The sequence below is a fragment of the Okeania sp. SIO2B3 genome (assembly GCF_010672525.1).
Classification (GTDB): Bacteria; Cyanobacteriota; Cyanobacteriia; order Cyanobacteriales; family Microcoleaceae; genus Okeania.
Window position 1 is genome coordinate 482176 of sequence record NZ_JAAHGH010000008.1, and the last position, 21527, is coordinate 503702.

Sequence of the window (21527 nt, forward strand, 5' to 3'; positions counted from 1 at the left end):
CCTGATATGATTGGTTTAATAATGGTAGGACTTACACATTACAAAGTATTTTCGTCATTGCGACCGATAGGGAAGCAATCTCAAATCCTAATTTTTAGCATCTCATGGGTAAGTCCTGAATAGTAAAGAAAAAACGCTACACTAATTCGGTAATACTGAGAATCTTACCACCTTGTTCGTGAATTCGCTTAAATGTTGCAGACAACTGACTAAAATCAACAATCCATTCCCGCTTACTTAAATGATTTAACTGAGCATTAGTTGTTGCCGTAGAAAATTGAACCCGATAACGCTTGCTTGTACTATCAGAAGCTGCTCCGTTACCAACTGCTGGTGCTTTAATTGGAGTTGCTAAATTAGCTGCTAAAGAGGAAATTAATTTAGCAGTGTTATCGCGATCGCTTGTAGCAGGTCCTCGTAATAAAGAAAACATCCGATTGAAGCTTTCTGTCTTCATCCCAGTTTGAGAGGCAATGCTACGAGGATAAGGAACAATATCTTCCCCAAAACTTTCAATATACTCATTACTATCAAGGTAAGAATCTATCTCTGCATCGTATCCCTGCTCAGAATATATTAAAACGTGTTCATCAATTTCCGACTGATCTAGAGGTGGACGACCTAAAAGGTGTTTAAAGTTGAGTTCGATAAACCGATACTGGGAAGAACTATGAAAGAATAGAGACTGGTATAAAGGTGATTTGGCCACAATTCTGACAAACTCACGTACATTAATAGATCCATCTCTCAATAGAGCTTCTGGGCTATCGAGACGTTGGCTTTCCATTATATATTCGTTCCCTAATACCTGTTTATAAACTGCCCGAATGACAGTTTGCAAATCGTCTTCTGTATAATTAGAACGCAACTCTAATGGATCAACTTCAAAAGCATCTAATCCTAGAGTTGCTGATAAGGCTAAATTGCCCATATTTTTCTCCTTAATTATGATTATGTTGACATCTCCAGGGGTTGAAACACCCTGGATTCTGTGGTTAGTCCACCGCAAATGGGATAAATCCACATTTGCTTCAAGCCTATCAACAGACTCCTACACTCCTCGGCATAGACCGAAATCTAGCTGTGAGCTTACCTTTTTTTGAATAGCTTTATATTTTGGTAGAAAATCATTATCTAAAAAACTAGCTTGAGAAGTGTAACTGCTCTATAAAACCGATATAAAACGTCATAAAAAGTGACATTTTAATGTTTACTTCCTGCTTCCACTGAGGCCGTCGGCGGTTACTCATCCACAGGCATTCACGGTCGAGCCGACCGCATCTCTCAAATTAATACTGGCGTTTAAATCTCTATCTATTGACAAGCCACATTCAGGGCAGTCATAAGTTCTTAACAATTTGCATCACCTCACTTTTTCAATTTTAGATTAACATAAAATTGGACTTTTCTTGTCAAGAATAATGACGGCTTAAAACCCGTCGCCCTTGACAACCATTGATTAAAACCAATGGCTAACTCTACGCTTTCTAGCTAGTTTTAGGTTTGCATCGCATCATACTATGATGGATGGTTTATGAGAAACAAATTGTCACAATAGTTAATTTTGTTACAAAATATTAATTAGTTTATCATAATCAAAGACAAAATGGAACTTTATCCTTTATTATTGCTTCGGAACGGTTAAATTAATCCAACCTAATTAATTCCTTAAAAATAAGGGACTAAGAAAAAAATATTCAAAATCAGGAGATTTTAAAGATGCTTGATGCATTTTCCAAAGCTGTAGTTGACGCAAACAGCAAGAAAGATGGTTTCATTGGTGGTTCTGACTTAGAAGCACTAAAATCTTTTATCGCAGATGGAAACAAACGTCTTGATGCAGTAAACTTTATTGCTAGTAATGCAAGCTGTATCGTGAGTGATGCTGTTTCAGGTATCTGTTGTGAAAGTCCTGGTTTAACTGAACCAGGTGGCGGTGTTTATACTACCCGCAAAATGGCAGCTTGCTTGCGTGACGGTGACATCATTCTTCGCTATATCTGTTATGCTCTTTTAGCAGGTGATGCTTCCGTACTCAATGACCGTTGTTTAAATGGCCTAAAAGAAACCTATGCTGCTTTAGGTGTACCAGCAGGAAGTGCAGCTCGTGCAGTCGGAATTATGAAAGCAGCAGCAGTAGCTTTTGTTAGCAATACAGCTTCTCAACGCAAAATGAATGTAACTGAACAAGATGGAGCTTGTGCTTCTTTAGTTTCTGAAGTGTCTGGTTACTTTGATGCTGTTGTTGCAGCTATTAGCTAGAACCAAATAATTTTTCGTTCATACATTTTTTGTACTTTATCAATTTTCTTTCAGATTTAGGAGAATCTCAATAATGAAATCAGTTTTAACCACAGCAATTGCATCTGCTGATTTAGGTGGTCGTTATCCCAGTAGTTCTGACTTAGAATCCGTTCAAGGTAGTTTACAACGTGGAGCCGCTCGTTTGGAGGCAGCAGAAAAATTAGCTGCTAACTATGATGCGGTTGCTCAAGAAGCTGTTGACGCAATTTATGCTAAGTACCCCAATGGAAGTGGTAAAGACATTGGTGAAGATGTGCAAAAATCTAAGTGTAAGCGTGATATCGTTCACTACTTACGTTTAATCAACTATTGTTTAGTTGTTGGTGGTACAGGTCCTGTTGATGAATGGGGTATTGCTGGTGCTCGTGAAGTTTATAAAGCATTAGGAATTAGCACTGATACTTATGTGACTGGTTTAAGCAAAATTCGCGATCGGATTTGTCCTGACCGTGATATGTCTGGTCAAGCGGCAACCGAATTAACAGCATACCTAGATTACGTTATTAATGCCATGTCCTAGTAATAGGTTGGTCTCAAATGACAATAAAATAACGAGTCTTTATGGGTGAAGGATTCTGTAGCCTGTTACTTGTTACTTGGTTAGAACAGTTAAGTAATCGACTCAGATTCCTTCATTATCTTAAATTGAAGAACACACCAAAAACTACTGATGTTGTAGGTGTTGATTTAGGCGTTAAAATGCTAGCAACACTAAGTACTGGTCAAGTTTTCCCAAGCATTAAACCTTACCGTACAGCTCAAGATCAACTAGCAAAATTGCAACGCCAACTAAGCAGGAAAGTAAAACATTCAAATAATTGGTACAAAGCTGTAATTAAGCTAGCGATCGCAGCACAGACGAGTAGCTAATATCCGCAAAGATGCACTTCATAAATTGACAACATACGCAAGCCTTGAACCACGGCACTGTCGTCGTTGAAGATTTGAACGTTAGCGTATGGGTAGCCAACCACAAGCTAGCTAAATCAATTAGCCTATAGTAATTTTATGAGTTTCGTAGACAGCTAGAATATAAAACTCAGTGGTACGGTTCTGATCTGGTAGTAGTTGACAGATTTTTCCCATCTTCTAAGACTTGCAGTAGGTGCGGTCATGTTCAAGATATGCCATTGCAGTAGAAAAAGTACCAGTATTACTAAGGTAGCATAGTATTTTTCTTGATCTTATAATATACTCCCGATGCTGTATTGCCCAAGCAGTACAGCGGGGGTTTTTTAGCGTATTTTTATTATTAGTTGTCATAATTATTTATAGTTTTTCCATGTCTCCAGAACAAACAGATACTTTTTTAGCAGAATCTAGACAAGAAGCAGTCCAAAATACTTTGTCTCCAGAAGAAATAGATGCTTTTCTAGCAGAAACTAGACAAGAAGCAATCCAAAAAACTTTTGACATCAACGACCGCCAAAGGTTACAACTCATGGTAGAATGCTTGGGCGATAAGCGGGGAATGGTGCGCTTAGGTTTTGCCGAGACTCTTGGACAAATTGGCAAACCAGCTACTCCTTTCTTGATAGAGGCTCTCCTCAATCACTCCGATCCTGTTGTGCGACGAGCTAGCGCCAAAACCCTCACCCTGATTGCCGACCCAGAAACAGTTTCTCCCTTAGTCCATGCTCTCCTCAATGATGAAGATACAGTAGTTAAAGGATCGTCAGTTGGCGCTCTGGCTCGGATAGGAGAAGCTGCTGCCCCTGTTTTATTAGAAATTTTAGGGTCTACAGAATATCCAGAAAGCACCAAAGGTCATGCTGCTTGGGCATTGGCATTTATTGGGCCTGAAGCCAAAGAGCATTTGTATCGGGAGATTAATTCTGAAAAGGTGGCAGTTAGGTCCGCTGTGGTAGGAGCGATCGCCAAAATTGCCCAAGATTCGGGAGAAGAGGAGGCCATCAATATTTTGATAACTGCCCTGGGAGATGCGTCTGAAGAGGTACGCACTGAAGCAGCAGCAGTTTTGGGAAATTTAGCTTACAAACCAGCAGTTCCCAGTCTAATTGAATTACTGAATCATCCTACTAGCGGTGAGACTCGCAAGGCAGCAGCTTTGTCCTTAATGAAAATCCGTTCCCATAATGCTTTAGAACCCTTGCGAGCAGCATGGGAACAAGAGTCAGACGAAGATATTAAGAAAATTATCAAATTGGCAATTACTCAATTAGAGAGACAACCTCCAGAAAACGATTAGGAATAAATAAGCTATTAGATAACCTTAATCTGGCTGAAGCAGAGAGCTTTAGCCATAAGAAAGTTAACTTAACTAGGATTAGATTTAAACTTCAACATATCCACCCGAGATTCAGCACTGTTAGCAGTTTCCTGTACATAGGTATCAGCAGATTTATCATTTTTGAATTTGCTTAATATTTCTCTAGAGCGGTCGTCATCAATAGAACTAACAGCATTAAGAATCGCTACTGCCAAAGCTGGATTATCAGTCCCATCAAGAACCTCTAGCAAGCTATCTAAAGCAGGCTTACCAATAACCCCTAACGCCATTGCAGAAGCAATGTAAACAACAGGATTTGCGTCATTGAGTCCTTTTTTTAAACCCTCAATTCCATCAGAGGGGAAGGGAACATTCTTGTGGTTGGTAGCTACCTGAGCTAAAGCCTTAGCACAACTGCCTCTAATAGTTGAATTATCACTGTTGAGCAATGAATCTACTAGAGATGGTACTGTATCTATCCCGATAGCTCCTAGTACCTTAACTGCTGCCCGTCGATAGACGGTATCTTCTTCTGCCAAAACTTCCATCAAGTTAGGAATGGTAGTTTCATCACGAGTTTCGGCTATTTCCCACATTGCTCGGTCGCGCAAGTGAGGATTAGGGTGTTTTAGTTTCTCAAATAAAGAGGATTGTGTCATCGCTTTATGAGTAGTTTCACAAATTATCACTATACCTTTCGGTGTTTTTGTCCAGCTGTTGGATAAATTCGATATTTGTACCTAGCTTTCATTATTATCGTTTTCAACTAACATTGAGATAGCATATTTATGGGTATCAAATCAAATAAAAAGTCGCCCTAAAAGGACGAGGCTTCAGACCCTGTTTTTCAGTGAACTCCTAACTAGCGCTTCAGCGCTTCAGCGCTTCAGCCTACAAAGGTAGTGCATAGATAATGGTATCTTAAAGCTTGGGTTTAATTCCCCAAAACGCGAGCAAGTCATTTAATTTTAGAAGGGGTTGCTCATCCTCTTTCCGTTCCCGAATGCTACGCTTTCCGCGCAAAGCTGACCGCTCTTTAAATATAACAAAGACTTGATTCAGATAAAATAAGGTTCTAACTTATCGATTAACTGTTGTTTTGTCATAGCTCCTTCATCGGAGAGTAATAATTTTTGATTCTGAAATAGTCTAAAAGCAGGGACTCCTTCAACTTGATATTGCTTCACAATTTCAGACTTAGGATCGACCTCCATTTTCACTACTTTGAGGCGATCGCTATATTCAGTGGCCACTTTTTCCACTAAAGGGGACATCAACCTGCATGGGCCACACCAAGTAGCCCAAAAATAAGCTAATACAAGTTTTTCTGACTTGAGGATTTCAGTTTCAAACTGAGAATCATTAATGACAATAACGTTACTACTCACGTTTTTTCCGTTCCATAATTTGCTGACATTTTTTCACAAATATTGTGGGTATTCATTTTATCAGAATTTAAGTAGCTCAAACTAAATATCTAAATAGGGTTTGCTGATTAAATATAAAAGCATTGACATATAAAGGTTTTAGCATTTTTTAGTGAAAAAAGTCCAAGCTTAATGGTCGTAATGGTTCAAAAAAGAGCGCATTTTAGGCTCATAGTTGCGCAGAATAATCCCTTGATTACTCTTCCTCCTACCTCCTCTATAATTCCCCGTTCCTCCTATCTTCCCCTCCACGGTCGGAACCCGCGGGTGGGTTGTCTCCAGTATAGCTGTCTCCTACCCTTACCCATAAGACTAGTGAAGCGCAAACCCTAAATACATAAGATAACTGAAGCAAGTAAATTTCCCAAACCGTCGTTTTCCTTATATTAATCTTTTTATTAAACTTATGGCTTTATATTTTAGACTTATGACAATTAAATGTCTGTAATAAAACTTTACACCCTACATTCCGCACAAAGTCCTAAGCTGATCCCTGGCTCTGATAGACTTTAACACTGGGAGAACTAAATAAAAAAGTTTTCCTCAGCAGTTGGGAGGATAAAAAAATCGTGGATAACGTAATTGGTTTAGAAATTATCGAAGTAGTAGAGCAAGCAGCGATCGCCTCTGCTCGTTGGATGGGAAAAGGTGAGAAAAATACCGCAGACGAAGTAGCTGTAGAAGCTATGCGGGAGCGGATGAACAAAATTCATATGCGGGGTCGCATCGTTATTGGAGAAGGAGAGCGAGATGAAGCTCCTATGCTCTACATTGGCGAAGAAGTAGGAATTTGTACTCAGCCCAATGCTAAAGATGTCTGTGACATAGAACAGCTAGTCGAGATTGATATAGCAGTTGACCCTTGCGAAGGTACAAATCTAGTGGCCTATGGTCAAAATGGTTCCATGGCAGTATTAGCCATTTCTGAGAAAGGAGGTCTATTGGCAGCACCAGATGTCTATATGAAAAAACTAGCTGCACCAGCAGTAGCGAAAAATCATGTAGATATTAATAAATCTGCCACTGACAATCTCAAGATTATTTCAGACTGCATGGAACGTAGTGTTGAAGAGTTAGTAGTGGTAGTGATGGATCGCCCCCGTCACAAAGAGCTAATCAATGAAATTCGTCAAGCTGGTGCCAGAGTCCGTCTGATTAGCGATGGTGATGTCTCAGCAGCTATTTCTTGTGCATTTGCAGGTACAAATATCCATGCTTTGATGGGTATTGGTGCAGCGCCAGAAGGAGTAATTTCAGCAGCAGCTATGCGTGCTTTAGGAGGCCATTTCCAAGGACAACTGATTTATGACCCAGCTATTGTCAAAACTGGTTTAATTGGAGAAAGCAAAGAAGATAACATGGCTCGACTCAAAGATATGGGTGTCGAAGATCCAGACAAAGTTTATAATGCTGAAGAGTTAGCTTCTGGGGAAACAGTGCTATTTGCAGCTTGTGGTATTACTCCTGGTACTCTAATGGAGGGAGTCCGCTTCTTCCCTCATGGTGCTCGTACCCAAAGTTTAGTTATTTCTTCTCAGTCAAAAACTGCTCGGTTCGTAGATACTGTGCATATGTTCGGAGAATCTAAATCACTACAACTTAAATAGAAATAGTATTGGGTAAATGGGAAATTTAGGAAATATTCAAGTTAAAAAATGACCTGCAAAAAATTAATATCCAGTGGTCATAATTAATTTCCTGCTCTCAATAGGAATGGCTTGGGAATGATTAACTAGCTATTATTATGAGCTATTAGCATTTCCTAGGTCATACTCTGAAAACGTTTATCGGCTAAAAGGGTCAAACTACTCCACCCTGATCAAAAAAGATTTGTAGTGTGGGAGTTTAGAATTAACTAGGTTTGAGTTTTCGGCTATCAACATTAGTTAGTTGCTATCTAAATACTATACGCCTTGAGAATTGCTTCCTGACTACTAATGTGCTATTTCAATTTTTTGGGGTAGGTTTTTAATTAAATATTTTTAGATGGAAAAATTTTAGTCATTTATTAAACCTGCCTCCTTTTTTTGAATAATTTTTGATTAGATGTGGAAATAAGATAAATTTCTCCTCTCTACCTCATCTTTTTAATTTACAGCGTATTCGGTGGTTTATGAAGTACAGCAGGGAGTAAGAAAAAATATAGTTTTTTCAATCCTTAGTATTTTGAGGCTTTCGTTATTTGGAATCTAAACTAGAGTGGCACATTTACATGGAATCTGCTTTTATCAATGGATAATGAATAATGGATAATTACCTCTGGTTAAAACCGCTCTTGATTAAATATAAGGAAATCAGATTTCTTCTCTTGGTCAATTGGATATGGCGAGGAGACCCGTTCCGCTAACACCATTCCTTGACCGCTTTTTCTCCTTAAAAGGAGAGGGTTTAAACCGAATGGATTAATTATCAATTGTCAATTATCCATTGTCATTAACCAGCTATCATCTCTGAGCTTAAAAGTATTACTTTTCTGAGTATTTAACCATTAGATAAAAAATCCCTATATTATGTCAAAATGTATAATTTTGGAGGGATTAAAGTCTCTTTTCAAATCATCAATTATTGATAGTTATTTTCCTATAATTATGGAAAAATTATCAATACTAAATTCTGTTTACAAATAACGACAAAATAACAAAAAAAATTATATGAATATCGCAGTTGTAGGACTTAGTCACAAAACAGCACCGGTTGAAGTTCGAGAAAAATTAAGTATTCCAGAAACACAAATAGAAAATGCCATTACTCAATTATGTGGTGGAACTTATACCCAAGAAGTTGGCATTCTTAGTACCTGTAATCGTTTAGAAATTTATGTAGTTACTAATGAAATGCAGCCTGGTATTCGGGAAGTAATTCAGTTTCTTTCTGACTCTAGTAAAATACCTTTAAATTTACTCCGTCCTCACCTATTTATGTTGCTCCATGAAGATTCTATTATGCACTTAATGCGAGTTGCTGCTGGATTAGATAGTCTGGTATTAGGTGAAGGACAGATTTTAGCTCAGGTTAAACAAACTCATAAACTCGGACAACAATATAAAGGTATTGGGCGTATTCTTAATCGTTTATTTAAGCAAGCTGTAACTGCTGGAAAAAGGGTTCGGACAGAAACAAGTATTGGTACTGGTGCTGTTTCTATTAGTTCTGCAGCAGTAGAGTTAGCTCAGATGAAATTAGAGGATTTATCTAATTACCGAGTGGCTATTGTTGGTGCTGGTAAAATGTCAAAATTATTGGTGCAACATTTATTAGCTAAAGGTGCAACTAATATATCAATTATTAATCGTTCTATCGGACGCGCTCAGGATTTAGCAAATAGTTTTAAAGATGCAGATATAAATGTTGATTCTATGTCAGAAATGGATCGGATTATTGCTAATTCTGACTTAGTATTTACTAGCACTGGCGCAACTCAACCAATTTTAGATAAAGCTAAATTAGAAGCAATTTTAGACCTTAATCAACCTTTGATGTTGGTGGATATTTCTGTACCTCGTAATATTGCTACTGATGTGAATGAATTGCCAAATGTTCGTTGCTTTAATGTGGATGATTTAAAGGCGGTTGTTGCTCAAAATCAAGAAAGTCGTCGGCAGATGGCGATGGAGGCTGAGGTTTTATTGGAGGAAGAGGTAGAAGCTTTTGATGTTTGGTGGAGAAGTTTAGAGACGGTTCCGACTATTAATTCTTTACGACAAAAAATAGAGACTATTCGGGAGCAGGAATTAGAAAAGGCTTTATCTCGTTTAGGCTCAGAATTTGCGGAAAAACATCAAGAGGTAATTGAGGCTTTGACTAGGGGTATTGTGAATAAGATTTTGCATGACCCAATGGTTCAGTTACGGGCACAACAGGATATTGAGGCGAGGCGTCATGCGATGCAGACTTTACAACTTTTGTTTAATTTAGAACAAGAAATTAGTTCTGGGAAAGTTGTTTAATTGGAATTTTTGGGTGTTGGTGAATTGGTAATTCTGTGATTTGAAATGTCTATAATATCTAAGAAAAAACTATAGTTATAAGTTTCATAATAATCAAGATTAATTACCTTATCACCAGTACCCACAAATAAATAAAAGAAATTAACACCCCCGCAACTGGCGAACAATGCTGAAAATTTCACCTCTACCAAAGAATGCGCCAAAATATGCCAAAACAATTGAGTTGTAGCTTGATTCAAAATTTTTAGCTTTTTCAACAGTAGTAATATATAAATGTTGACCTCCTAAAGGATGACTTAGGTGGTAGGTGTAATAACCATCGTCTAATTGACTAACAAAAACTGCATTCTCGAAATCTCCTCTGGATAGACCCACAGGACCACAGTGTTTACTTCTGAGTAATGCCTCACGCAGTTGGTCAAAATTATTAATCATAGGTTGGATATTAAATGGATCGTGATCTGTAAACATATGCCAAATACTTTGGTCAGAACGTGGCATATTTCCTGTAACAAAATATGCAAAATGTTCACAATTACGATGACCTAAATGGTAATCAATTCCAGTTGTAACTAGCTTAATTCGTTTTTCTATTAATTCCTTAGTTACTCCAGTACGCTTTTCTAAAGTTATCTCTTTCAACTCACCACTATTCCCTAGCCACTTATACTCGGAACCTACTTGAAAAAGTTTTTTTCTGAAAATATGCCCTTTCCCACCCATCCAAGATGTTCCATCCCAAGGCCTCCATTCAATAGTTTCTTTATTACCAAAGTAAACGAAAAAATGGCGAGTATGCGCAAAAAGCTGAACTGACTAAATATCACCAATTTGGAATTGCATTTTAATTTTAGGAATTAATAATAAAGTGGACATTATAAAATATTTTGCTATAATTCAGCATATTTTAAATATTTATCGCAAATGAAATATACCTACCAATATCGTATATATCCAGAAGCTAGCCAGAAGTTGATACTAAACAACTGGCTTAGGATGTGTCGGTATTGGTACAACAGAATGCTAGGTGAACGTTTTAACTGGTGGGAGCAAAACAGATGTCCTGTAAATGCTTGTCCTCTGGTTTGTTATTTGCCTGAATTAAAAGACAGGCCAAATTACTATAACCAGAAAAAGCAATTACCAGAGCTGAAAAGGGATTTAGTAGAAGTCAAACATTCAGGTGAATATCTTGATTTTTCTCAGGTTTACTCAACAGTATTACAGGATGTTTGTCGAAGAGTAGAAACAACATTTTCTAGGTTTGTCACAGGTGATAGTAAAGGCAATCGTAGCGGTAAACCGAGATTTAAAAGTCAATCTAGATATCGTTCATTAAATTTTCAAGAGTGCTGATGATTCCTGGTTAAAATTTTCATCAATTAATAGCAAATGGTTGTATATTTCAATTCCTAAAATAGGATTACTTCAAATCAGAACCCATAGACCAATACCTAATGGAGGCAAAATAAAACAAGTTTCAATCATAAAAAAAGCCGATGGTTGGTCGATAAATTTAAGCTTAGACGATACGTCAATTCCTGAGTTTAAAGTGGATAATATTCAACCTACTTGGGAAAACTCCATAGGTTTAGATGCTGTCCTAGACAAAGATGTTTATCTAGCTACATCAGAAGGAAATAAATTACCTTCTATCAAACCTTTAAGAACAAACCAAGACAAGCTAGCGAAAGTCTCCCAACGCAAGAACAAACGTAGACACGGTAGTAAAGCTAGGCGTAAAGCACGCAAAACGCGAAGGTAAAATTCATCAAAAAATAGCTAGAAGCCGTAAAGATTTTCATTATAAAACAGCTTATAAGCTAACTCGGACAGGCAAAAAAGTATTTTTCCATGAAAAATTAAATCTCACAGGTTTAACTCGCAGAATAAAAGCTAAACAAGATGAAGATGGGAAATATTTACCTAATGGTCAATCCTCAAAGTCTGGGTTAAATAAATCTTGGTGCTTATGCTGCATTTAGTCAATTCTTTAATATACTAGGTCAGGTAGCCGAAAAAGCAAACGCTAGAGTTATAGAGTGTAAACCAAATTATACATCTCAATTACTTTCTTATAGAGATGAAATTGTGTTTACAAATTGCAGTCTCAGGGAATATTTTGATGAGGAATTACAGTTGAAAATTGATAGAGATATTAACGCTGCTATCAATTTGAAACGAGTCGGGCTGGACTTGTTCCCGACGATAAACCGCCGTAAAAACAAAGTAGTTATTGCGCTTGTCAAAAACTGCTTCTGTTTCGCTCGGAAGTTCTGACCGTCTTTAAAAGACATCAGAAGCCAACACAGAAAGCGGATGTGTCTGTGTAGGTAAGTCACGTTGGTATATTGATTTGGCTATCAAAACTTGGAATTACAGGATTAAATAAAAGCAATTTAACTGAGTATCGTATTATTCAGCTAATCAAAGAAATACTGTATTGCTCTAAATTTACAAAATAAAAAATTGCTATAGGAAAGTCATTATTATGAGTCAAGCAAAGTCTATTCCTGAACAACTAAAACCTACTTTGGAAAATGGCGATCGCGACAGCGGAACGGAGTTCTATCGCCTAAGTCGGCCAGAATTTGAGGAACTGAATTTGAGCATTTATCTGTAAATAGTTTGAGTGTTAATCAGCAAGCCCTAATTAATTCCTCAATATTTTTCTTGTTAATTTTCCACATTTCCTCTTCTTCCCAAATCCATCTACTATCTACCCGCTCCACTGTACCATCAAGATTAAACACTGTCGCCGTTGCCAAAGTCTCAATCCAAACAGTAGCTCCACAAGTATGAGGCTTATCTGGTCGATAAACAATCCGACAAGGACCGTGAATCTCAACTTCGTGACCCTTGCTTAAAATCTCAGAGCCACGTTGAGCAGAAAGTACATATTCACATTTTGCTTGAGGATCGACCTTTTTGAGCTTTCGATTTTTCTCTATATTAGGTCGATTGAAATGAATTGTATTTTTACCGCAGTGGCGATGAGGAGACCAATTGGGTTTGGGGCCACGTTTTCTCCCAGAGACTCTGGGCATACCTTTATACAGAGGTATCACCCAAATTCGACCATTAATTTTCCGAGCCCCTTGAATCCGACCTTCCTTGATTAAAACTCTGACTCGTTGAGCAGAAATACTTAATAGAGAAGCTGCTTCAGTAGTTCCAACAAACATAATATTTAACTATTGCGTATAGCGGAATAATACTAAATAATACAAAAGTTACAAAATCATACATCTCAGGTGCTTCGGATAAAAAATTTTCCTAGTCTATCTTTTTATGTCTGGAAAAAGTACCTGGTTTTCAGCTCTTCATCATCAAAAAGGAGCGCATTTTGGGCTCATAGTTGGGCAGAAAATCAAGGGACGATTATTCTGACTAACTCCTCTATAATTCCCATTCCTTCTGAATTGCAGGATTGCAGGATTCTGACTCCTATCCTTACCACTCATACTTTTTCAGCAAATCTAGTTAATCAGCAAGTTCTAAATACTCATTTTTTTCAGATTTGCAGTGGAATTTACAAACTTTCTTGATTGGAAGTTTAAGAAAAAAATATCAACTCTCCATAGTTGGAGGTTGCGCTGGAATCGCAGCAATAATCGCATCAATCACCTTAGCAATAGGCAAAATATGCATACCTAAATCCGGCGTTTGTTGACCTTTCGGAATAATTGCCCTCTTAAAACCTAACTTCGCAGCCTCTCTCAACCTTAATTCCAACTGAGATACAGGTCGCACCTGGCCTCCTAAACCAACCTCTCCCAGCAAAATAATTCTGGGGTCAACTACCCGGTCGCGAAAACTAGCCACTACTGCAATAGCAACTCCCAAGTCTGCTGCGGGTTCTTCTACAGTCAACCCACCCACTGTCGCCACATAAGTATCTAATTTAGATAAAGGAATGCCGACCCGTTTTTCCAACACTGCCAAAATCTGTTGCAACCTACCACTATCAATTCCAGTAGTAGAACGTCGAGGTGCACCATGACTCGCTGGGCTAACCAATGCCTGAATCTCTACAACTATTGGGCGAGTACCCTCCATAGAAACAACTGTAGAAGTTCCCGACGAATACTCATCCCTACTTCCTAAAAATAACTCTGAGGGATTTAATATCTCTTTTAAACCATTCGCCACCATTTCAAAGACTCCAATTTCGTGAGTAGCGCCGAAACGATTTTTCATAGAGCGCAACAGACGATGGGAGGCAAAGCGATCGCCCTCAAAATACAAAACTGTATCTACCAAATGTTCCAAAACACGGGGACCTGCCAAAGCACCATCTTTAGTTACATGACCGACTATTAATAAAGTAATATTTTCCCGCTTTGCTACCTGCATCAAGGCCGAAGTACATTCCCTCACCTGAGCAACCGAACCAGGAGCAGAAGTCAGGGAAGCAAAATAAATTGTTTGAATACTGTCAATCACAGCAAGATATGGTTTGAGAGATTCCAACTCTCTTAAAATTACTTCTAAATCTGTTTCTGGCAATAAAAATAAATTTTCCTGAGAATCTGTAGTGGAATCTTTTATATTTTCAGCATTGTCATTGTTTTCTTGACTTTCGTTGGAGGATAAATCTTCATCCATCTCAACATTTGAAACATTATCCTTATCCTCTTTCTCTACTTCTACTTCATTGAGATTAACAATTAAACGTTGCGAACGTAATTTAACCTGTTGTCCAGACTCTTCTGCCGATACATATAAAACCCGACATCTACTAGACAACTGATTAGCCACCTGTAATAAAAGAGTAGATTTACCAATACCAGGTTCTCCACCAATCAAAACCAAGGAACCAGGAACAATTCCACCACCAAGCACTCGGTCTAACTCTTCAAACCCAGAAGGCATTCTGGACAAACTTTGGTCAGAAATCTGGGATAATAGAAAAGATGCCCTTGGTTGACCAGAAGACTGATCCGATTCAGATGCTTGAGTGCCAATGCCAATATCAGTCAGTCCCAATCTTTGTAGAGGGTTTGTCGTTGGTTCTTCTATTACTTCCTGTATTGAATCCCAACTGTTACAGTTTGTACATTTGCCTTGGAATTTAGGGTACTCCTTGGCACATACTCCACAAACATACTTTATTTTCTGTTTTGGCATTTCTTAAAATAATTTAATATTCACTCGTAAATATAAAAAAGCCTCAAGTTTGACTCATCCTAAGCTAAGGAGTAATCCATAATGGTAATTTCTTTTGTCCTGTTTGATGATAGAGTTAAGAAAATTAATATCAAAGAATCTTGAAAGAGCTCGAGCCACTATAATTTCTAATTTAGCAGTGAGATGGGGCGTATAAACTGCGCGGGAAACCCACGCAGACAGCCCCTAATGAATTTCAACATATCTATATAATAATTGAGCGGAGCGCGAATCAATCCAGTATCAGTTATAATATAGTTATTAACATTTGATTTTTCAACCTTTGATTACTTTAGCTTACCAGTACAAGCTCAACCCAACTCAGCAACAAGAAATAGAGATTAATCATATTCTTGATGTTTGTAAGAGCGTGTACAATTATGCTTTGAGAGAGCGAAAAGACTGGTCAAGTGCGAGACAATCACCAATTAATAGCTGTTCAATTGTTTCTGAATATATTATTCCTACTGAGACACCTTATCCTAGTTACAATCATCAAGCCAAAAACCTCACAATAGCTAAAAAAACTCATCCTAGATTAAAGTCAGTTAATGCTCAAGTTTTACAACAAACTTTAAAGACTCTAGATAGAGCTTTTTGTGGTCTGAAATCTCAGGGTAAAGGTTTTCCAAGATTTAAGAAAAAGCTGAGAAGTTTTGTTTTTCCTGCCATGCTGAAAAATTCCTTAGGCAATAATAGAGTTAAACTGCCTCAGCTAGGTTGGATTAAGATTAAACAAAGTAGGCCATATCCAGATGGTTTTCAAGCTAAACAAGCTAGGATAGTCAAAAAAGCAACTGGTTATTATTTGATGATTACTTTTACTTCATCTGAGTTAGTGCCAGATAATCCAGTAGGTAAAAAGTCATTAGGAATAGATGCAGGTATAGAAAGTTTTGTAGCGACTTCAACTGGAAAGTTAATCAAATCTCCTAAGTTTTTATTCAGCCAACTACGCGAGCTTAAATTGGCGAGCTACCCCGCGCCGCCTCCAGGCGCAAGCGGTCAGACCCCGCGTCGCCTCCAGGCCCAAGGGAATGCTGACCAAGAGAGGGAACGTGCGAGCTTACTGCAAAGAAGACTTAAGAAAAAAAAGAAGGGGTCAAATAATTGGTTAAAACTTCAGAACAAGATAGCTAAACTACATGAGAAAATAACCAATACTAGACGGGACTGGAATTTCAAATTAGCTCATGAACTTTGTGATAATACAGACAATATTTTCGTTGAAGATATTAACTTTAAGTCTTGGTCTAGAGGTATTGTTAGAAAACAATCTAATGACAGTGGCATCGGTCAATTGATCAATGAAATACTTCCTTATATATGCTGGAAAAGAGGCAAGTATTATGGAAAAGTTGACAAGGATTATTCTTCTCAAGAATGCCCTAAATGTGGGCAGATTGAAAAGAAAAAACTCTCTGATAGAAAGCATAATTGTAGCAACTGCGGTTATGAAATAAATCGTGATATAGCTGCTGCACCCACCCCCATCCCCTCCCGGGAGGGGAGCAAGAGGGGTGGGTGAGGATTAATAGCGGTATACATACCGTTAAAGAGAAAGCTTGTGGAGATGGTCTGACAGGGGTGCAACTCAGTTTATTTGATTTGTTGCCAAGCTTACGAATCTGCCAGACAAGAATCTCCCTTTATAATCACCAGATTTAACGGTGAGAGTGTCAAAAATCTAAATGAAGGAGTGTTAGGAAAAGTGGAAAATCATAAAGAAAAAATATTGGTTGTTGATGATGAGGCAAGTATCCGTCGTATTTTAGAAACTCGACTGTCAATGATTGGCTATGATGTTGTTACTGCTGCTGACGGGGAAGAAGCTTTGGATACTTTTCGCAATGCAGACCCAGATTTGGTGGTATTAGATGTGATGATGCCAAAATTAGATGGTTATGGTGTATGTCAAGAGTTACGGAAAGAGTCAGATATTCCTATAATTATGTTAACTGCTTTGGGAGATGTTGCAGATAGAATTACAGGTTTAGAGTTAGGTGCTGATGATTATGTAGTGAAGCCTTTTTCTCCAAAAGAATTAGAAGCAAGAATTCGTTCTGTATTACGTCGAGTAGAGAAAAATGAGGCTAATGGTATTCCTAGTTCTGGTGTTATCCAAGTTAGCACTATTAGAATTGATACTAATAAACGTCAGGTTTACAAGGGTGATGAAAGAATTAGACTAACTGGTATGGAGTTTAGTTTGTTGGAGTTGTTGGTAAGTCGTTCTGGAGAACCTTTTTCTCGGTCTGAGATTTTGCAGGAAGTTTGGGGTTATACTCCAGAGCGCCATGTAGATACGCGGGTAGTGGATGTTCATATTTCTAGGCTGAGGGCTAAGTTAGAAGAAGATCCAAGTAATCCAGAATTGATTTTAACTGCGCGGGGTACTGGTTATTTATTTCAACGTATTATTGAGCCTGGTGAAGTTGGTTGAAATATAGTTACAGTCAAATCAAAGGCTAAAAAATTGGTAGTCCTAAAGATTTAAGGGTATTATTTGCTACATCCCTATTAATTATAAGAAGGTAGACAATAAAAATTATTACTTGTTTAGCACTACTAAAAAATCCTAGTTATTCAGTAATTTTAAAAATTGGCTGATTGGTATCTAAATTTATCTTTTTCTTTACGGGTTTAATACCAATTCCTAAAAATAATGCTATTTTTATTGAACACTTCAGTTATTAAGTAATGAACAATGATCATTAATTTTTTTAGCAATTATTTGTATGAAGTCAAGAGATCTTATTCCTCATTTACCGAATAATTAAGGTTGAAAGCCTCTCCTTTAAAGGAGAAAAAAGCGGTCGTTTGCTTCGCAACGCTGACGCGAAACGCGACAGCGGAACGGAGTTCTATCTTCGCAGCTTCCCGCAGGGTGGGATGGCGAGGTCTCGGAGCTGTCCGACCATCGACCAAGAGAAGAAAAAATTTTCACGCTCCGCGTCAATCCTCTTCTTTTCAAGGAGAGGTAATAATTAATTATTAATTATTAATTATTAATTGTTGAACTACTTCCTACTCTCTGCTTTCAAGAAGATGTAGCAAAAATGCGCGATATTTGGTATAAGATTCCACCTCCTTCTTCCTTCTTAAAGAAATTTAATTTCCCCGGCGGGAAGTCCCGCGCTCTCCCGTAGGGGAGCGTCGGGAGTATGTCAATGAGTTAAATTATAGCTTTCAAAATTTATGTAGAGACGATATAGCAATTAGGAATCAGTTATGAGAATTGAGGTGTTCCTTAAAAGTATAGAATATAGCAGTTATTATATTCAGATGATAGATTTTTTTCTTTTTCTCTGTTTCCTGTGCTCTAAAATTTGCCAATATCTCACAACTTAAATCATATTGCTATATATTCATATTTCTCAAATATAAACACTATATTTAGGGTTTGCGTATGGAAAGTCTTTTTGCTCTTTGTAGGAGACAGCTATACTGGAGACAGGAGACAGGAGAAATGGGGAATGAGCAAGGAGGTAGGAGCGGGCGTTTTGTCCCTCAGTTTTTATGTTCTTGTCTGCCTTTTATGCTAACTTTTTGAGCATGAACAGCTCAAACAAGGGGACTTTTGGGGACTCTAAAAAGGCTCAAGCCAATATCAGTCAATGCTTTTAGATTTAATCAGCAAGCCCTATTTAAACCCTCTTTATTTGGTAATTTATTCTTTAAAATATGACTCAATCAGAACAAAACAAAGTCTTACGAATGCTACCTATAATAGTAGGAGGATTAGGCGGAACTTTACTCATGGTTAATCGATTTTTCACCCCTAATCTTTTAGCTTCCCAAGCTCGTTCTGATGTAGTGGGGGTAATTTTAAGTGCTTTTTTGATTTTAACTGGTTTACTTTGGCAACAGATACAACCACGTTCTCCTGATACTGTTGAATTAATTGGTGAATCAGGGTTTGAACTATTGCCAGAATTATCTGACATAGCAAAAAATGAACTTGCCTGGGCTTCTAGTTTATTATTAACTAATACAGTTACTAAAACTATTATTATTTGGTATCAAAACAAAGTCTTATTAAAAAGAGGAATTTTACCATCTCATTCACAAGTAGAACCAGGAGCTATTTTCAAGCAAGTTTTGAATAAACAAAAACCTATTTATTTAGTAGATTTAAAAGTTTATCCAGGTCGTATTGAATTTAATTATTTACCAGAAAATACTCAAGGTGTCATTTGTCAACCTATTGGTAAGAATGGTGTAATGATTTTAGGCGCAAATGCACCTCGCAGTTATACTAAACAAGATGAAAATTGGATTTCGGGAATAGCAGATAAATTGACAGATACTTTGTCGAAAGAAGAGTTAATTAGAATTAATTAGGGTTTGCGCTTCACTAGTCTTTTAGTAGAGGTAGGAGACAGCTATACTGGAGACAGGAGACAGGAGGAACGGGGGATGAGCGAGGAGGTAGTCGGAAAAATTATCCCTCAATTTTTCTGCCATAATAATTCCAAAATACTAGTATGCATGAGCTTTTTTCACCGAAAAGCTGGTACTTTTTTTAACTCAAAAACGTTAAAGCCAATATCAGTCAATACTTTGAGAATTAATCAGTAAGCCCTAATTAAGACAAGTCATTTCAGTTATCAGTTATCAGTACCTCGGCCTGAAGTCAGAGGCTTGAAATATTAAACTTTATTTTCTCTTGGTCTCATGGATATGGCGCAGGTTTCGGAGCCATCCCACCCAACGGGGAAGCTGCGAAGATAGAACTCCGTTCCGCTGTCGCGTTTCGCGTCAGCGTTGCGTTACGCCAGTTTTGCGAAGCAAAAGCAAACGACCGCTTTTTCATCCCCTTGAAAGGGGGAAGCTTGAAACCTTATTTTTTGGTTAATTTTTTTGATTTTAATATGTTAATGATAATTATTTACTGGCTTCTTCTAATAGTTATGTTGGTCGGTGTTGCTGGTGCTGTAATTCCAGGTTTGCCCGGTTCTAGTTTGATTTTAGCAGCGATTTTAGTTTGGAGCTTTATTCAAAATTTTACTGGGGTGGGTTGGGCATTAGGAATGGCGATCACTGTTCTGGTTTTGAGTACTTTGATAGATTTTCTAGCTACTTATTGGGGAGCAAAACACTCAGGTGCTAGTAAATGGGGACAAATAGGTTGCTTCGTTGGTCTGGCATTAGGTTTTTTTGGTCTATTACCAGCTTTGCCATTTGGCGGACCTTTATTAGGGATGTTGATTGGACCTTTTTTCGGAGCAGTTGTTGGAGAATTTTTGTATCGGCAAGATTTAGAGTTTGCTCAGAGGGCTAAATTATCTGTAAAAGCTGGAATAGGTATAGTGGTCGGCACAGTTGTGGGAAATATAATTCAAGGAATTTTAGCGATCGCTACTGTGATAGTTTTTCTTGTTTCAACTTGGCCGACCATTAACAGTTAGTTTTTAAGAGATTAGGGGTTCGGGGAGCTATAAGTCCCGCGCTCTAAGCAACAGGGTGAGCGTCGGGATACATGGACTTCCCGCACTTGTTGAAGGGGTTCTATGCTCCATCGTGAGGTTGGCAGAGCCATCGCTGTACCCGTAGGGTGAGCGTCGAGAGGATGTCAAAAAGAATAAACTCTGCCAGTGGGAGAAATATAAACTGATTTATGGTCAGTTGCTTCTGAACCTGGTTTAACTCTAACTGTAACTGTATTACCCTCTGCACTATATTCATAAGTAAGTAAACTGTCATTATATATGTTTACTGTGCCATAACCGTCAGGTATACTTTGCAAGTCAACTCTGATATTTTTACTTCTTCCTGCGGGTAAAATTCTTTCTACTTCTGGAATTAAGTTATAGTTGAGAGCTTTTCCGGTCTGATTTAAAATCTTTAGTATAATTGGTTGTTTTGAATCTGCTGCTTGAGCTTCTGGTTGCCAATATCCAGGTACATAAGTAGGAGCATTTTGAGATAAAACTTCTTTGGGATAAATTATGAAGCTTGAAGTTATTAATAATGTTGTGATTAGAGCAAATTTTTTCATTTTTCCTCTTGTTGTACGGTACAAAAAATCTAATACTTAATAGTCGAAAATTTTTGCTTCGGTTATTTTTGACGTAGTCTTAACAGCAATTTTTAGGATGTTAAGGTAGGGCTTAAATAATATTTCTGTTACCAGAGCGAGTATTCCCTAAATTCTTGAAATTTTGTACTTCCAAGACTCTAAAACTGCTCTTTATGAGATAACTTTAATAGCAATTTTTGAGATGCTAAGGTACTGTTTAAAATCTCTCTGTTACCAGAGCAAGTATTCCTTAAATTCTGAAAACTTTGTACCTCCAAGACTCTAAAACTAATGGATATAATGAATAATAGTTATGCAAAATAAATTTTATTGTTGAAATTAGCAAAAGGGAGACGGCAGAATATGTAATTAATTTTGTCTCAGTACTTGGCAATCTTAAAGTAAGCATTCAGCGGTCAGCTATCAGC

The 21527-nt window shown here is 37.7% G+C and carries 24 protein-coding genes; 15 read left to right on the plus strand and 9 right to left on the minus strand.

What is annotated here, in order from left to right; translation table 11 throughout:
• Positions 1-136: 136 nt before the first annotated feature.
• Together F6K15_RS11240 and F6K15_RS38285 are read right to left on the minus strand one after the other, a co-directional pair.
• Positions 137-931: a phycobilisome rod-core linker polypeptide gene (locus F6K15_RS11240; RefSeq protein WP_293060754.1), complete on the minus strand. Its 795-nt coding sequence runs from the start codon at positions 929-931 to the stop codon at positions 137-139.
• Between the two features lie 315 nt (positions 932-1246).
• Positions 1247-1357, minus strand: coding sequence for a zinc ribbon domain-containing protein (locus F6K15_RS38285; RefSeq protein WP_363267727.1), 111 nt, complete (start codon positions 1355-1357; stop codon positions 1247-1249).
• 362 nt (positions 1358-1719) lie between these two features.
• Between F6K15_RS38285 and F6K15_RS11245 the strand changes: the two genes are divergently transcribed.
• The 5 genes from F6K15_RS11245 to F6K15_RS11265 all read left to right on the plus strand — a co-directional run bounded on the left by F6K15_RS11245 (position 1720) and on the right by F6K15_RS11265 (position 4513).
• The gene (locus tag F6K15_RS11245; RefSeq protein WP_293060755.1) at positions 1720-2262 is read left to right on the plus strand and encodes a phycocyanin subunit beta; all 543 of its coding nucleotides are present in this window, start codon (positions 1720-1722) and stop codon (positions 2260-2262) included.
• A 73-nt stretch (positions 2263-2335) separates the two neighbouring features.
• A complete protein-coding gene (locus F6K15_RS11250) occupies positions 2336-2824 on the plus strand; it encodes a bleomycin hydrolase (RefSeq protein WP_293060757.1) in 489 nt (162 codons plus the stop codon).
• A gap of 41 nt (positions 2825-2865) precedes the next feature.
• The gene (locus F6K15_RS11255; RefSeq protein WP_293060758.1) at positions 2866-3174 is read left to right on the plus strand and encodes a transposase; all 309 of its coding nucleotides are present in this window, start codon (positions 2866-2868) and stop codon (positions 3172-3174) included.
• Between the two features lie 188 nt (positions 3175-3362).
• On the plus strand, positions 3363-3443 hold the full coding sequence (locus F6K15_RS11260) for a hypothetical protein (protein WP_293060849.1): 81 nt from the start codon (positions 3363-3365) through the stop codon (positions 3441-3443).
• A 143-nt stretch (positions 3444-3586) separates the two neighbouring features.
• A complete protein-coding gene (locus F6K15_RS11265) occupies positions 3587-4513 on the plus strand; it encodes a HEAT repeat domain-containing protein (protein WP_293060760.1) in 927 nt (308 codons plus the stop codon).
• A 68-nt stretch (positions 4514-4581) separates the two neighbouring features.
• On the opposite strand, the gene F6K15_RS11270 is transcribed toward F6K15_RS11265, so the two are convergent.
• The 3 genes from F6K15_RS11270 to F6K15_RS11275 form a co-directional block, all read right to left on the minus strand.
• The gene (locus F6K15_RS11270; RefSeq protein WP_293060761.1) at positions 4582-5193 is read right to left on the minus strand and encodes a HEAT repeat domain-containing protein; all 612 of its coding nucleotides are present in this window, start codon (positions 5191-5193) and stop codon (positions 4582-4584) included.
• A gap of 29 nt (positions 5194-5222) precedes the next feature.
• Positions 5223-5285, minus strand: a complete 63-nt coding sequence (locus F6K15_RS38290; RefSeq protein ID WP_363267762.1) for a helix-turn-helix domain-containing protein — start codon at positions 5283-5285, stop codon at positions 5223-5225.
• Between the two features lie 307 nt (positions 5286-5592).
• The gene (locus tag F6K15_RS11275; protein ID WP_293060763.1) at positions 5593-5922 is read right to left on the minus strand and encodes a co-chaperone YbbN; all 330 of its coding nucleotides are present in this window, start codon (positions 5920-5922) and stop codon (positions 5593-5595) included.
• 608 nt (positions 5923-6530) lie between these two features.
• Here F6K15_RS11275 and glpX point away from each other — a divergent pair.
• Entirely contained in the window at positions 6531-7568 is a 1038-nt protein-coding gene (glpX, locus tag F6K15_RS11280) for a class II fructose-bisphosphatase (RefSeq protein WP_293060765.1), read from the plus strand.
• Positions 7569-8612: 1044 nt separating this feature from the next.
• Positions 8613-9908, plus strand: coding sequence for a glutamyl-tRNA reductase (locus tag F6K15_RS11285; protein ID WP_293060767.1), 1296 nt, complete (start codon positions 8613-8615; stop codon positions 9906-9908).
• 141 nt (positions 9909-10049) lie between these two features.
• Here F6K15_RS11285 and F6K15_RS11290 read toward each other — a convergent pair whose 3' ends face one another.
• The gene (locus F6K15_RS11290; protein WP_293060768.1) at positions 10050-10631 is read right to left on the minus strand and encodes a hypothetical protein; all 582 of its coding nucleotides are present in this window, start codon (positions 10629-10631) and stop codon (positions 10050-10052) included.
• A 201-nt stretch (positions 10632-10832) separates the two neighbouring features.
• On the opposite strand from F6K15_RS11290, the gene F6K15_RS38295 reads away from it, so the two are divergent.
• The 4 genes from F6K15_RS38295 to F6K15_RS11300 all read left to right on the plus strand — a co-directional run bounded on the left by F6K15_RS38295 (position 10833) and on the right by F6K15_RS11300 (position 12531).
• Positions 10833-11264, plus strand: coding sequence for a helix-turn-helix domain-containing protein (locus F6K15_RS38295; protein WP_363267731.1), 432 nt, complete (start codon positions 10833-10835; stop codon positions 11262-11264).
• A gap of 40 nt (positions 11265-11304) precedes the next feature.
• Entirely contained in the window at positions 11305-11673 is a 369-nt protein-coding gene (locus F6K15_RS38300) for a hypothetical protein (protein WP_363267733.1), read from the plus strand.
• 272 nt (positions 11674-11945) lie between these two features.
• Positions 11946-12188 carry a hypothetical protein gene (locus tag F6K15_RS38305; RefSeq protein WP_363267764.1) on the plus strand — a complete coding sequence of 81 codons (243 nt, stop codon included), beginning with the start codon at positions 11946-11948 and terminating at the stop codon, positions 12186-12188.
• 211 nt (positions 12189-12399) lie between these two features.
• Positions 12400-12531, plus strand: coding sequence for a hypothetical protein (locus F6K15_RS11300; RefSeq protein ID WP_293060770.1), 132 nt, complete (start codon positions 12400-12402; stop codon positions 12529-12531).
• Positions 12532-12547: 16 nt separating this feature from the next.
• Here the strand turns inward: F6K15_RS11300 and F6K15_RS11305 are convergent, their stop codons facing one another.
• Together F6K15_RS11305 and radA are read right to left on the minus strand one after the other, a co-directional pair.
• Entirely contained in the window at positions 12548-13093 is a 546-nt protein-coding gene (locus F6K15_RS11305; RefSeq protein ID WP_363267735.1) for a helix-turn-helix domain-containing protein, read from the minus strand.
• A 385-nt stretch (positions 13094-13478) separates the two neighbouring features.
• Positions 13479-15038, minus strand: a complete 1560-nt coding sequence (radA, locus tag F6K15_RS11310; protein ID WP_293060771.1) for a DNA repair protein RadA — start codon at positions 15036-15038, stop codon at positions 13479-13481.
• A gap of 307 nt (positions 15039-15345) precedes the next feature.
• Here radA and F6K15_RS11315 point away from each other — a divergent pair, with 307 nt between their 5' ends.
• The 4 genes from F6K15_RS11315 to F6K15_RS11330 all read left to right on the plus strand — a co-directional run bounded on the left by F6K15_RS11315 (position 15346) and on the right by F6K15_RS11330 (position 20488).
• The gene (locus tag F6K15_RS11315; RefSeq protein WP_293060773.1) at positions 15346-16605 is read left to right on the plus strand and encodes a transposase; all 1260 of its coding nucleotides are present in this window, start codon (positions 15346-15348) and stop codon (positions 16603-16605) included.
• Between the two features lie 183 nt (positions 16606-16788).
• A complete protein-coding gene (gene rpaB, locus F6K15_RS11320; protein WP_293060850.1) occupies positions 16789-17520 on the plus strand; it encodes a response regulator transcription factor RpaB in 732 nt (243 codons plus the stop codon).
• Positions 17521-18761: 1241 nt separating this feature from the next.
• Positions 18762-19421, plus strand: coding sequence for a cofactor assembly of complex C subunit B (locus F6K15_RS11325; protein WP_293060774.1), 660 nt, complete (start codon positions 18762-18764; stop codon positions 19419-19421).
• Positions 19422-19957: 536 nt separating this feature from the next.
• Positions 19958-20488, plus strand: coding sequence for a DUF456 domain-containing protein (locus F6K15_RS11330; protein WP_293060775.1), 531 nt, complete (start codon positions 19958-19960; stop codon positions 20486-20488).
• 164 nt (positions 20489-20652) lie between these two features.
• Here the strand turns inward: F6K15_RS11330 and F6K15_RS11335 are convergent, their stop codons facing one another.
• Positions 20653-21078 (minus strand): hypothetical protein, encoded by a 426-nt coding sequence (locus F6K15_RS11335; RefSeq protein WP_287519917.1) that lies wholly within the window; start codon positions 21076-21078, stop codon positions 20653-20655.
• Between the last annotated feature and the right edge of the window lie 449 nt (positions 21079-21527).

Excerpts from the sequence above, each read along its gene's own strand:
- F6K15_RS11240 (WP_293060754.1), bottom strand. The coding sequence starts at position 931 with ATGGGCAATTTAGCCTTATCAGCAACTCTAGGATTAGATGCTTTTGAA.
- F6K15_RS11245 (WP_293060755.1), top strand. The coding sequence starts at position 1,720 with ATGCTTGATGCATTTTCCAAAGCTGTAGTTGACGCAAACAGCAAGAAA.
- F6K15_RS11250 (WP_293060757.1), top strand. The coding sequence starts at position 2,336 with ATGAAATCAGTTTTAACCACAGCAATTGCATCTGCTGATTTAGGTGGT.
- F6K15_RS11255 (WP_293060758.1), top strand. The coding sequence starts at position 2,866 with ATGGGTGAAGGATTCTGTAGCCTGTTACTTGTTACTTGGTTAGAACAG.
- F6K15_RS11265 (WP_293060760.1), top strand. The coding sequence starts at position 3,587 with ATGTCTCCAGAACAAACAGATACTTTTTTAGCAGAATCTAGACAAGAA.
- F6K15_RS11270 (WP_293060761.1), bottom strand. The coding sequence starts at position 5,193 with ATGACACAATCCTCTTTATTTGAGAAACTAAAACACCCTAATCCTCAC.
- F6K15_RS11285 (WP_293060767.1), top strand. The coding sequence starts at position 8,613 with ATGAATATCGCAGTTGTAGGACTTAGTCACAAAACAGCACCGGTTGAA.
- F6K15_RS11290 (WP_293060768.1), bottom strand. The coding sequence starts at position 10,631 with ATGGGTGGGAAAGGGCATATTTTCAGAAAAAAACTTTTTCAAGTAGGT.
- F6K15_RS38295 (WP_363267731.1), top strand. The coding sequence starts at position 10,833 with ATGAAATATACCTACCAATATCGTATATATCCAGAAGCTAGCCAGAAG.
- F6K15_RS11300 (WP_293060770.1), top strand. The coding sequence starts at position 12,400 with ATGAGTCAAGCAAAGTCTATTCCTGAACAACTAAAACCTACTTTGGAA.
- F6K15_RS11305 (WP_363267735.1), bottom strand. The coding sequence starts at position 13,093 with ATGTTTGTTGGAACTACTGAAGCAGCTTCTCTATTAAGTATTTCTGCT.
- radA (WP_293060771.1), bottom strand. The coding sequence starts at position 15,038 with ATGCCAAAACAGAAAATAAAGTATGTTTGTGGAGTATGTGCCAAGGAG.
- F6K15_RS11325 (WP_293060774.1), top strand. The coding sequence starts at position 18,762 with ATGACTCAATCAGAACAAAACAAAGTCTTACGAATGCTACCTATAATA.
- F6K15_RS11330 (WP_293060775.1), top strand. The coding sequence starts at position 19,958 with ATGATAATTATTTACTGGCTTCTTCTAATAGTTATGTTGGTCGGTGTT.
- F6K15_RS11335 (WP_287519917.1), bottom strand. The coding sequence starts at position 21,078 with ATGAAAAAATTTGCTCTAATCACAACATTATTAATAACTTCAAGCTTC.